Origin of the sequence: Yoonia sp. (assembly GCF_046498525.1) — a bacterium.
GTDB lineage: Bacteria > Pseudomonadota > Alphaproteobacteria > Rhodobacterales > Rhodobacteraceae > Yoonia.
This window is the reverse complement of record NZ_JAWOAN010000070.1, coordinates 1-11302: the sequence shown is the minus strand read 5'-3', so window position 1 is coordinate 11302 and position 11302 is coordinate 1. Positions and strand designations below refer to the sequence as shown.

At 60.1% G+C, this 11302-nt stretch carries 11 protein-coding genes; 3 read left to right on the top strand and 8 right to left on the bottom strand.

Features of this window, described 5'->3' with window-relative positions:
• From R6T97_RS04500 to R6T97_RS04470, 7 genes are all read right to left on the bottom strand, one after another.
• On the bottom strand, positions 1-1295 hold a 1295-nt coding region (locus R6T97_RS04500), incomplete at its 3' end, for an acetyl/propionyl/methylcrotonyl-CoA carboxylase subunit alpha (protein ID WP_410348107.1).
• Positions 1296-1300: 5 nt separating this feature from the next.
• On the bottom strand, positions 1301-2863 hold the full coding sequence (locus R6T97_RS04495; RefSeq protein WP_410348106.1) for a carboxyl transferase domain-containing protein: 1563 nt from the start codon (positions 2861-2863) through the stop codon (positions 1301-1303).
• Positions 2860-3153, bottom strand: coding sequence for a hypothetical protein (locus tag R6T97_RS04490; RefSeq protein ID WP_410348105.1), 294 nt, complete (start codon positions 3151-3153; stop codon positions 2860-2862). Before R6T97_RS04490 ends, R6T97_RS04495 begins: the two co-directional genes overlap by 4 nt.
• A complete protein-coding gene (locus tag R6T97_RS04485) occupies positions 3150-3707 on the bottom strand; it encodes a hypothetical protein (protein WP_410348104.1) in 558 nt (185 codons plus the stop codon). Before R6T97_RS04485 ends, R6T97_RS04490 begins: the two co-directional genes overlap by 4 nt.
• On the bottom strand, positions 3707-4867 hold the full coding sequence (locus R6T97_RS04480; protein ID WP_410348103.1) for an acyl-CoA dehydrogenase family protein: 1161 nt from the start codon (positions 4865-4867) through the stop codon (positions 3707-3709). Before R6T97_RS04480 ends, R6T97_RS04485 begins: the two co-directional genes overlap by 1 nt.
• A 112-nt stretch (positions 4868-4979) precedes the next feature.
• Positions 4980-6185 (bottom strand): DegT/DnrJ/EryC1/StrS family aminotransferase, encoded by a 1206-nt coding sequence (locus R6T97_RS04475; protein WP_410348102.1) that lies wholly within the window; start codon positions 6183-6185, stop codon positions 4980-4982.
• Positions 6186-6252: 67 nt separating this feature from the next.
• Positions 6253-6921, bottom strand: coding sequence for an HAD-IA family hydrolase (locus R6T97_RS04470; protein ID WP_410348101.1), 669 nt, complete (start codon positions 6919-6921; stop codon positions 6253-6255).
• 122 nt (positions 6922-7043) lie between these two features.
• On the opposite strand from R6T97_RS04470, the gene glmU reads away from it, so the two are divergent.
• From glmU to R6T97_RS04455, 3 genes are read left to right on the top strand one after another with little or no spacing between them, the layout of a single operon-like run.
• Complete coding sequence (gene glmU / locus R6T97_RS04465) at positions 7044-8387, top strand: bifunctional UDP-N-acetylglucosamine diphosphorylase/glucosamine-1-phosphate N-acetyltransferase GlmU (protein WP_410348100.1); 1344 nt, start codon at positions 7044-7046, stop codon at positions 8385-8387.
• Between the two features lie 2 nt (positions 8388-8389).
• Entirely contained in the window at positions 8390-10213 is a 1824-nt protein-coding gene (gene glmS / locus R6T97_RS04460) for a glutamine--fructose-6-phosphate transaminase (isomerizing) (protein ID WP_410348099.1), read from the top strand.
• The gene (locus R6T97_RS04455; protein ID WP_410348098.1) at positions 10210-10905 is read left to right on the top strand and encodes a DNA alkylation repair protein; all 696 of its coding nucleotides are present in this window, start codon (positions 10210-10212) and stop codon (positions 10903-10905) included. Before glmS ends, R6T97_RS04455 begins: the two co-directional genes overlap by 4 nt.
• A 73-nt stretch (positions 10906-10978) precedes the next feature.
• On the opposite strand, the gene R6T97_RS04450 is transcribed toward R6T97_RS04455, so the two are convergent.
• A partial coding sequence (locus tag R6T97_RS04450) for a D-galactarate dehydratase (protein ID WP_410348097.1) occupies positions 10979-11302 on the bottom strand: 324 nt, incomplete at its 5' end.

Genomic DNA, 11302 nt, shown 5'->3' with positions numbered 1-11302 from the left:
GCCGGATCGCGCGACAGCGCCCGCAGAAAGTCGATATTCGTCACCGTCCCCGCCACCTGTGTCTGGTCAAGTGCCGCCGACAGCGCCCGCAACGCAGCCGCGCGGTTGGCACCGTGCACAGTGACCTTGGCGATCATCGGGTCATACCACGGCGACACCTCAGACCCGGCAACAACGCCGCTGTCGATACGGGCGGTGTCTGGAAATGCCAGATGGTTAATCACCCCCGTCGCGGGCAGGAACCCCGCCGGCACATCCTCGGCATATAGCCGCGCCTCGAACGCGTGGCCGGTGATTGCCAGATCTTCCTGCCGTGCGGGCAGCGGCTCTCCTGCGGCGACGCGCAATTGCCACGCGACCAGATCAACACCAGTGATCGCCTCGGTCACGGGGTGTTCCACCTGCAACCGCGTGTTCATTTCCATGAACCAGAACCGGTCAGGGTGCAGCCCTTCGGACCCGTCAACGATGAATTCGATGGTGCCTGCGCCTGCGTAACCTATGGCCTTTGCCGCCGTCACCGCCGCATCGCCCATGGCCGTGCGCATCGCGTCGGTCATGCCCGGTGCCGGGGCTTCCTCGATCACCTTTTGATGGCGGCGTTGCAGCGAACAATCCCGTTCGAACAGATGCACCGCATCGGTGCCGTCACCGAACACCTGCACCTCGATATGGCGGGGGGTGGTGATGTATTTTTCGATCAGCACATCGGGGTTGCCAAAGGCGGTGCGCGCCTCGGCCTGCGCAGAGGCGAGGTTTTCTGCGAAATCTGCCGCGCCCTCGACCAGACGCATCCCCTTGCCGCCGCCGCCCGCCACGGCCTTGATCAACACCGGATAGCCGATCTTTTCAGCCTCTTTCGCAAGATGCGCCGGGTCTTGATCCGCACCGTGATAGCCCGGCACGACCGGCACACCGGCATCATGCATCAACGCCTTGGCGGCATCCTTCAGCCCCATCGCCCGGATCGCATCCGCCGACGGGCCGATAAACACCAGCCCCGCCGCCGTCACCTGATCCACGAAATCAGGGTTTTCCGACAGAAAGCCATAGCCCGGATGGATCGCCTGCGCGCCGGTATCCAATGCGGCCTGAATGATCAGATCGCCGCGCAGGTAACTGTCGGCCACAGGCGCCGGGCCCAATCGCACCGCCTGATCCGCCTGCTGCACATGCAGCGCCGCCGCATCCGCATCGGAATAAACCGCCACCGTGCGCACGCCCATCGCGCGCGCTGTGCGGATGATCCGGCAGGCAATTTCGCCGCGATTGGCAATGAGGATCTTGCGAAACATCACCATCACATCCGGAACACGCCAAAGCGCGTTTCCGCTATCGGCGCATTCATGGACGCGGCCAGCGACAGCGCCAGCACCTCGCGGCTTTTGCGCGGGTCGATGATGCCATCGTCCCAAAGCCGCGCAGAGGCGTAAAGCGGGTGCGATTGTTCTGCAAACATATCAATGGTGGGCTGTTTGAAGGCCGCTTCTTCTTCGGCAGACCATTCCCCGTCGCTGCGTTCGATCGCGTCGCGTTTGACAGTGGCCAATACGCCTGCTGCCTGTTCGCCACCCATGACAGAGATCCGCGACGTCGGCCATGACCACATGAAATTCGGGCTATAAGCCCTTCCTGCCATGCCATAATTTCCCGCTCCGAAAGAGCCGCCAACGACCATCGTGATCTTGGGCACCTTCGTCGTTGCGACAGCCGTGACCATCTTGGCGCCGTGCCGTGCGATGCCTTCGTTTTCGTATTTCCGGCCAACCATAAAGCCGGTGATATTCTGCAGGAAAACCAGCGGGATTTTGCGCTGGCTGCACAGCTCCACGAAATGCGCTCCCTTCTGGGCACTTTCGGAAAACAGCACGCCGTTGTTGGCGACAATCCCGCAGGGCCAACCGTCGATATGGGCAAAGCCGCAGACCAGCGTTTCGCCGAACCGCGCCTTGAATTCATCAAGGCGCGAGCCATCGACGATCCGCCTGATGACCTCGCGGATATCGTAAGGTGTGCGCAGATCAGCGGGCACCACATCGAACAGTGTCTCGGGATCAAGTGCAGGAGGTTCGGACGGCAACCGTTTGACTTGTAATGATTTATATATATTGCAGGACGCCACAGCCTGCCGCGCCAGCGCAAGCGCATGGGCGTCATCCTCGGCCAGATAATCTGCGACACCGGACAAGCGCGTATGCACGTCACCGCCCCCGAGCTCCTCAGCCGAGACCAGCTCGCCCGTCGCGGCCTTGACCAGTGGCGGCCCTGCAAGAAAGATCGTACCCTGACCCTTCACGATGATCGAAACGTCCGCCATCGCAGGCACATAAGCCCCGCCAGCGGTACACGACCCCATGACGACCGCAATCTGCGGAATCCCTTTGGCCGACATCTGCGCCTGATTGTAAAAAATTCGGCCAAAATGGTCGCGGTCGGGGAACACCTCGTCCTGATTGGGCAGGTTCGCACCGCCACTATCTACCAGATAGACGCAAGGCAGATGACAGGCCTCTGCGATTTCTTGCGCGCGTAGATGTTTCTTGACCGTCATCGGGTAATAGGTGCCGCCTTTGGCAGTGGCATCGTTGCAGACGACCATCACATCATGGCCGTTCACGCGCCCGACTCCGGCGATGACACCGGCACAAGGCGCTGCACCATCATAAAGCCCGTGTGCCGCTGTCGCGCCCACTTCCAGAAACGAGCTGCCTGGGTCCAGCAAGTTCGCCACACGGTCGCGCGGCAGCATCTTGCCGCGTGACACATGACGTGCGCGTGATTTTTCACCGCCACCTGCTGCCGCCGCCTGTGCAGCCTGCATCACCTCGGCGAGGGCTGCTTCATGTCGGGAACGGTCCGTCATGCTTCCGGTCCTTGTGGTTCAGGCAACGCCTCACCACGCGGGCCGACATAGAACGTTGTGACCACCCCGAACGGATGCGTGCAGTTGACCACCATGCGCACCGCGGGATCAGGATACGGGCTGGCCGCGCAATCCGTCGGGCTTGCCCCGCTGGGTGCGGTTTCCAGATAGGCGACCGCATAACGATTGATGATCTCTGTTTCAGACGGAAGTTGGCCGGTTTGCAGGCCGAGGTATCCTGCAAAGGCAACTAGCCCCGCGAGGGGCAGGAAAAAATAGGCGCGTTTCATTCTGCATCCTTGCCGCAAAACGCCGCAAAAGCCCCTGTTACCGGACCCGCACAGGCCTGCCGCACCGTGAATTCCAGCTCCAGCGCGATCAGGGCGGTTTCGCGCATCGCACATTCCAGGATGTCCTGATCTGCGGTGTCGCTTTGCCCGTTCTGGCCGATCCGCAATGCACATTCCAGCGCAACATTGGCCGTCGCTGCGGCAGGGTTTGCAACGGACGCGCGCAGCGTGTCGCTGTTTTCAGCTTCGGGAAGATCGGCGACCCAAGCTTGCAGACCCTGATAATTCTGCGTAATGCGCCAGTCCCAATAGGCCTGCTCCAAACCGAAACAAGTCGCGCGATCTACGTCACAGACGCGGGCAGACAGACCAATGCAATTGCGCGCTGCGCGGGTGACAAGGCCACCGGCCCCCTTGGTGACTTGTTCGTTAATGCAGGCATCGGTTTCAATCGCCTGCCCTGTGACCCCATCGCGTTCGATGACCGGAGGTGCGCCAAACGATTGCGCAAAGGCGACACCGGGCAACAAGAGGGTGAAAAGCAGTGCCTTCATTACATCGCTCCCATCAATTCGCGGCCCACCAGCATACGGCGGATTTCGGATGTGCCTGCGCCGATCTCCATCAGCTTGGCATCGCGGAAAAGGCGGGCGACAGGAGCATCGGCCAGAAACCCCGCCCCGCCCATCGCCTGCACCGCTTGGTGGGCCTGTTTCATCGCCTCTTCGCTGGCATAAAGACAGCAGGCCGCCGCATCCTGCCGTGTGACGGTTCCACGGTCGCAGGCGCGCGCGACCTCGTAGACATAGGCGCGCGCCGAATTCATCGCGGTATACATATCCGCAATCTTGCCCTGCATAAGTTGGAAATTGCCGATCGGTTCGCCAAACTGCTTGCGGGTGCTGACATAGGGCATGACCTCGTCCAGACAGGCCGCCATGATACCAAGCCCGATCCCCGCCAGCACAACCCGTTCATAATCAAGCCCAGACATCAGAACGCGTACGCCGCGGCCTTCTTCGCCCAGCACGTTCCCGAACGGCACCTGAACATCGTCGAAAATCAGTTCGGCGGTGTTGGATCCGCGCATCCCCAGTTTGTCGAAATGAGGTGAGGTGCTGAACCCCGTCATGTCCTTTTCGATCAGAAAGGCCGTGATCCCTTTCGCCCCTGCCGCGGGGTCGGTTTTGGCGTAAACCACCAGCGTATCGGCGTCCGGTCCATTGGTTATCCAGTATTTGTTTCCGTTCAGCCGGTAGTGATCGTTGTGTTTTTCGGCCCGCAGCGACATTGACACCACATCGGACCCCGCCCCCGCTTCGGACATGGCCAGCGCACCCACGTGTTCGCCCGAAATCAGGCGCGGCAGATACTTTGTCTTTTGTGCGTCCGTCCCGTTCAGATTGATCTGGTTCACGCAAAGATTGGAATGTGCCCCGTAGGACAGGCTGACCGACGCACTGGCCCGGGCGATTTCCTCGACCGCGACAGTGTGCGCCAGATAGGACATTCCGGCCCCGCCGTAGGCTTCATCAACGGTCACCCCCAGCAAGCCAAGTTGGCCCATTTCCGGCCAGAGTTCAGCGGGGAAAACGTTTGACTGATCAATCGCCGCCGCCATCGGTTTGACACGGGACTGCGCCCAGTCATGCACCATATCACGCAGGGCATTCACATCCTCGCCCAGATCAAAGCGCATTGAGGCATGAAACATCGGTGGCTCCGCATTAATTGAACGCTTGTTCATTAATAGGACGCGCAGATGCGACCTGTCGAGTCATTTCTGTTTGCGAATAACCCGGGAAGATGGCGTAACGCCCTTGCTGTCACTTGGCTGCGGCTTGCCCCTGCCAGGCGGCAGCAACCTCGGCACGGATGATCCGCGCAAGCATTGCACAATCCTCAAGACTGAAGGTCAGCGGCAGACGCATGTCGATTACACCGGCCAGAACACGGTCGGATGCAGGCATCGGTGCGGATGGCGCATACCGCCAGCTGTCATAGCGCGAGGTAAAGCCTTTCGGCTCGGCCCCGCCGAACCATTTGAGTTCCACGCCGCGGCCGGCACAGCGGGCCAGAACCGTTTGAACCGCCTCGGACGACCAATCCAACAACAGGAACTGGAAGGAGGACGCGACGAATTGTTCTTTTTCGGGGCGCGGGATCAGCCGCAGACCGGGTGTGTCGGCCAGACCTTCTTCCAGCACACGGTACCGTGCGTTCCACCGCGCGGCTTGCGCCGCCAGATCGCGCAGTTGCGGGCGCAGGATCGCGGCGCGCAGGTTATCCATGCGGCCCGAAACATTAGGGGTTTCGTATTTGATCTTGGCAAACGTCTCGACCGGCGGCGCGGCGCGGTGTTTTTCAAACAGCATATAGCTGCCAGAGAGCATGATCGCGCGGGCCATATCTTCGGCCCCGTCGCAGATCAGGAAACCGCCCTCGCCCGAGTTGATATGCTTGTAGGTCTGCGTCGAATAGCAGCCGAACCGCCCCCAGCGTCCGCTGGGCACACCATTCCAAGCCGCACCCATCGTGTGGGCGCAATCCTCGATCACGGTGACACCTGCGGCATCGCACATCGCCATGAGCCGTTCCATGTCGCAAATGTGCCCGCGCATATGGCTAAGCAAGAGAATTTTGGCCTGATCCAGCTTAGCCGCCAGATCATCCAGATCAATCACAAGATCTTCGGTGACGCCCACAAATACAGGTACGCCACCTACCGCAGCAATCGCACCCGGCACCGGGGCCAGCGTAAACGCGTTGGTCAGCACCTTATCGCCATGCTCTACGCCCGATGCGCGCAAGGCTGTCGCCATGGCATAACCACCCGAGGCCACGGCAAGGCAGTATTTCGCGCCCACGGTTGCGGCGAATTCTTCCTCCAGCAACGCGGTTTGTGCGATTTCATCGCCGCTTGTGTTGTAACGGTGCAGGCGCCCCGACTGCATCACCGCATTGGCGGCCGCGATGCCTTCTGCGGGGATCGGTTCCTGCTGGGTGAAGCTGCCTGTGAATATCTCTGTCATGGCGCCAATCTCTATGCAGTTTGCGCCCGCGTCAAAGGGCCACTTTGGCGCAGATGATAGCGCCAATTCAGCCGATCAAACGAGAGACGACCTCATCCAGTTGGTCATAGCTGTCGATTGTGGCCTCTGGATCGAGCGCCAGCACATCGTCGCGGCCCGGCCCGAATGTGACCAGAATTGACGGCACACCGGCATTGCGCGACGTATCGCGGTCGGTTGCCGTATCCCCCACCAACAGCGAGCGCCTGGCGTCACCACCCGCGCGCCTTACGGCTTCGAAGTGATGTTCCGGATCAGGTTTACGCACCGGCAAAGTGTCTGCCCCGATCAGCGATGCAAAAGCATCGCGCACCCCAAGGCTGGTCATCAGCGTTTCGGCCAGTGCTTCGGGTTTGTTGGTGGCGATCCCGACGGCATAATCAGCCGCAAGCAGGCGTTCGACCGCATCCATCGCACCCGGGTACATGACGGTGTGAGTGTCGATATCCTCGGCATAGGCCGCCAGAAGCGCGGGGTATTGCGCGTCCACATCCGTCTGCCCGAAACCCTCAACCCGCGAAAATCCAAGCGTCAGCATGGCACGCCCACCGCGTAGTGCAGTCGCTGTATCATGCGCAGGATCAAGCAGGTCACCCAAGCCAAGCCCCCGAAAACAGCAATTTGCCGCTGCGATCAGATCGCCGCTGGTGTCGGCCAATGTGCCATCAAGATCGAATATCACTGTACGTTTTGTCATCGGCCTGCCCTTTATTCGCCTGACACTCTGTAACGCCATGTAAACTGATGTGAACCCCCATCCCCTTGTGATAATGAAAAAGGGCAGTAGAAGTCAGGGCAACAAAAAGGTTCGAGGCAGTAATGGCAACCGCATTGATCATCCTGGGCGCGGGCATGGGCACGCGCATGAATTCCGATATGCCCAAAGTGCTGCATGAAATTGCAGGAGCGCCCATGCTGGTGCACGCGATGAAATCGGGTGCGGCGCTTGATCCTGCGCGGACGGTGATCGTTGCAGGGCATGGGGCGGATTTGGTTGAAAAAGCCGCAAGGTCCTATGATCCGGACGTTACCGTTGCGATCCAGTCCGAACAACTGGGCACTGCCCATGCGGTGAAACAGGCCCGCGAAGCCCTCAGCGATTTTGATGGCGATGCGCTGGTCCTTTATGGCGATACGCCCTTCATCAGCCCGGAAACACTGGCAGCCATGACCGCCGCGCGGCTGACACATGATATCGTCGTACTGGGGTTCAAAGCGGCTGATCCGGGGCGCTATGGCCGGTTGATCATGAAGCACGACCAGCTTGACCGCATCGTCGAGTTCAAGGATGCAACAGACGAAGAACGCGCTGTAACACTCTGTAATAGCGGCGTCATTGCTGCCGATAGTGACACCTTGTTTGATCTTATTGCAGCCGTCGGGCATGACAATGCCGCTGGCGAATACTATTTGACAGATATCATCGGCATTGCCCGCGATCGCGGGCTTTCGGCCACCGTTGTCAGTTGCGATGAAAGCGAAACACTGGGCATCAATTCGCGGGTTGAACTGAGCAGGGCAGAGGCACTTTTTCAGACACAGGCCCGCGCTGCGGCATTGGAAAACGGTGTGACCCTTACCGCACCTCAAACCGTGTTTTTCGCACATGATACCGTTGTGGGGCGCGATGCGGTCATCGAACCCCATGTGGTCTTCGGACCGGGCGTCACCGTCGAATCCGGCGCCACGATCCGCGCATTCAGCCATCTGGAAGGCTGCCATGTGTCGCGCGGTGCTGTCGTCGGCCCCTATGCCCGCCTGCGCCCGGGTGCGGAACTGGCGGAAAGCGTGAAAATCGGTAATTTCGTCGAAATAAAGAACGCCCGGATCGCCGAGGGCGCCAAGGTCAATCACCTGTCCTACATTGGCGATGCCACCGTGGGCGCGCGCAGCAATATCGGCGCGGGCACAATCACCTGCAATTATGACGGCGTATTCAAGCACAAGACGACCATCGGCGCAGATGTCTTTATCGGCTCCAACACCATGCTGGTCGCGCCTGTGACGGTCGGCGATGCCGCCATGACCGGCAGCGGCACTGTTGTCACCAAGGATGTGCCCGCAGGCGATCTGGCCGTGGCCCGCGCAAAACAACAAAACAAGCCGGGCTTTGCGGTGCGCTTGTTCGAAAAACTCAAAGCCAGAAAAGCAAAAGGGTCCTAACCATGTGTGGCATTGTCGGCGTATTGGGCGATCACGAAGCCGCCCCTATACTGGTCGAGGCGCTCAAGCGTCTGGAATATCGTGGATATGACAGTGCAGGCATTGCCACGATCAACGAATTGCGGCTGGACCGGCGGCGGGCGGTCGGCAAGCTGGTGAACCTGTCTGACCTGCTGGTACATGATCCCCTGCCCGGAAAATCCGGAATTGGCCACACAAGGTGGGCCACCCATGGTGCGCCCAACGCGGCCAATGCCCACCCGCATCGCGCCGGTGGCGTGGCAGTGGTTCACAACGGGATCATCGAGAACTTTCGCGAATTGCGCAAATATCTGGCCGATCAAGGCGTCGGCTTTGAGACCGAAACGGACACCGAAACCGTCGCGCTTCTGGCGAACCACTATCGTGATCAGGGCCTTTCCCCGCGCGACGCGGCCGAGCAGACAATCGCGCGGCTGGAAGGCGCTTATGCGCTGTGTTTCCTTTTTGACGGCGAAGAAGATCTGCTGATCGCGGCGCGCAAAGGATCCCCGCTTGCGATAGGCTACGGCACCGGTGAAATGTTTGTCGGCTCGGACGCCATTGCACTTGCCCCGATGACCGACAGGATCAGCTATCTCGAGGAAGGTGACTGGGCGGTGATCACGCGCGAAAGTGTCGAAATCCGTGATGTGAATGGCACGATCGCAAACCGTGCCGTCAGGACCATCCAGATTGACACCGCCCGCGTGGACAAGGCCGGTTTCAAGCACTTCATGGCCAAGGAAATCGCCGAACAGCCTGTGGTTTTGCAAGGGGCCCTTTCGCATTACATCAGCGAAGGCGGATCGGCGGTGACGATGCCCCAGCCCGAGATTGATTTTGCATCGGTTGAACGAATGACAATGGTCGCCTGCGGCACCGCGTTCTATGCCTGTCTGGTCGCGAAATACTGGTTCGAGCAAATCGCAGGCATCCCCGTCGAAGTCGATGTCGCATCCGAATTCCGCTACCGCGAACCGCCCGTCACTGCGGGCACGGTCGCACTTTTCGTCAGCCAGTCTGGCGAAACCGCAGATACCCTTGCCGCATTACGCTATATGGAGGGCAAGGCCGACAAAATCATGTCGGTGGTCAATGTGCCCGAAAGCTCGATCGCGCGGGAAAGTGACATGCCCTTGCCGATTCTGGCGGGTACCGAAATCGGGGTCGCCTCGACCAAAGCCTTTACCTGCCAGCTGACGACACTTGCGATCCTTGCACTGCGCGCCGCACAGATGCGCGGCAAGTTGAGCGATGCGGACCTCGCCCAAAAGCTGGCCGCCTTGCGGGGCCTGCCCGGTTTGATGAATCACGCGCTGGGGATTGAGGAGAAAACCAAAGGCATCTCACGGAAACTGGCCGAGGCGCGGGATATCCTGTTTCTCGGGCGGGGTGCGATGTATCCACTGGCACTTGAGGGCGCGCTCAAACTGAAGGAAATCAGTTATATACACGCCGAAGCTTATGCTTCCGGCGAGCTCAAGCACGGCCCCATCGCACTGGTCGACAAACATGTGCCCGTCATTGTCATGGCACCACGGGACGCGCTTTTCGAAAAGACGGTATCGAACATGCAAGAGGTCATGGCCCGCGGAGGCAAGGTCCTGTTGATCACCGATCAGAAAGGGGCTGATGAAGCAGGCCATGGCGTGTGGAACACGATCATCATGCCCGAAATCGACCCGTTTCTCGCCCCGATCCTCTATGCGATCCCCGCGCAACTGCTGGCCTATCATACCGCCGTCGCCAAAGGGACGGATGTGGACCAACCCCGCAACCTCGCAAAGTCGGTAACAGTAGAATGACCACACCCAAGACAGCAATTGCGCAACTGCGCGCACTCGGCGATCCGGTCAAGGCCGCCGAAATGCACCGTTATCACAAGGTTGACCGCCCGTATCTGGGCGTCGCCAATCCAGTAATTGATGAAAATGTGAAGGCATGGCGCGCTGATATCGATCTGGAAACGCGGCTGGCGCTGGCCAAGGGCCTTTGGAAGGGCAACACCCACGAGGGCCGGATTGCAGCAGCCAAGCTGCTGACACAGGCCCGAATCAGGCCGGATGATGCGGGCGCATGGGCGCTGATTGTGTCATGGGTGCCCGATTTTGACGCATGGGCCATCGCCGATCATGCCTGCATCGCTGGACAAAAGCGCTTGGTCGCGGACCCGTCCCGTTTGGACGAGGTCGAGACTTGGACCACCTCCGATCATATGTGGTCCCGCCGTGCGGCATTGGTGATGACATTGCCGTGGACCAAGCAGAACCATCCCAAAGCCGCCGATCTGGCGATCCGCGACCGGGTGCTGGGATGGGCATCAGGGTATGTGACAGACCATGACTGGTTCATTCAAAAGGCCATTGCATGGTGGCTGCGTGAGTTGTCCAAACACGACCCCGACCGCGTACGCGCTTTTCTGGCTGCACATGCGGCCGACATGAAACCCTTTGCCGTCAAGGAAGCCGCGCGCAAGCTTCCTGTCCAACAAAAATAAAGCTCCCGCCTTCATCTTGGCCCGAAAACTCCCGCCGGAGGCTCCAGCCCCTGCAACAGTCACAGCCGTCCCCCTAAGACGCAAAAGCAAAAACGGTCAGCTCAAGAAGGCCTGTCAAAGGTGCCTCGATCAAACGCATCGCGGCAAGGCTGATCTGGCTACCCGATCCGGGCGCCCCTCCCGATGGGCGCAATTCGAGGTTGATCGTCCTGCCCTGATGAGTAACGCGGCCTGCGGTCAACTTTGTCACCAAGGGTGTTTTCAACCAGATGCCCGGCTCTGCCGGTGACCCCAGCGAGGCGATCGTGGTGCCCAGCGCACGTGCGACGGCTGGTTCCGTAGCGGCAACCGCTGCTGCGCGGTCGGCGTCACTTGTGGTATCGAACTGCGCGGCCGT

Excerpts from the sequence above, each read along its gene's own strand:
- R6T97_RS04495 (WP_410348106.1), bottom strand. The coding sequence starts at position 2,863 with ATGACGGACCGTTCCCGACATGAAGCAGCCCTCGCCGAGGTGATGCAG.
- R6T97_RS04490 (WP_410348105.1), bottom strand. The coding sequence starts at position 3,153 with ATGAAACGCGCCTATTTTTTCCTGCCCCTCGCGGGGCTAGTTGCCTTT.
- R6T97_RS04485 (WP_410348104.1), bottom strand. The coding sequence starts at position 3,707 with ATGAAGGCACTGCTTTTCACCCTCTTGTTGCCCGGTGTCGCCTTTGCG.
- R6T97_RS04480 (WP_410348103.1), bottom strand. The coding sequence starts at position 4,867 with ATGTTTCATGCCTCAATGCGCTTTGATCTGGGCGAGGATGTGAATGCC.
- R6T97_RS04475 (WP_410348102.1), bottom strand. The coding sequence starts at position 6,185 with ATGACAGAGATATTCACAGGCAGCTTCACCCAGCAGGAACCGATCCCC.
- R6T97_RS04470 (WP_410348101.1), bottom strand. The coding sequence starts at position 6,921 with ATGACAAAACGTACAGTGATATTCGATCTTGATGGCACATTGGCCGAC.
- glmU (WP_410348100.1), top strand. The coding sequence starts at position 7,044 with ATGGCAACCGCATTGATCATCCTGGGCGCGGGCATGGGCACGCGCATG.
- glmS (WP_410348099.1), top strand. The coding sequence starts at position 8,390 with ATGTGTGGCATTGTCGGCGTATTGGGCGATCACGAAGCCGCCCCTATA.
- R6T97_RS04455 (WP_410348098.1), top strand. The coding sequence starts at position 10,210 with ATGACCACACCCAAGACAGCAATTGCGCAACTGCGCGCACTCGGCGAT.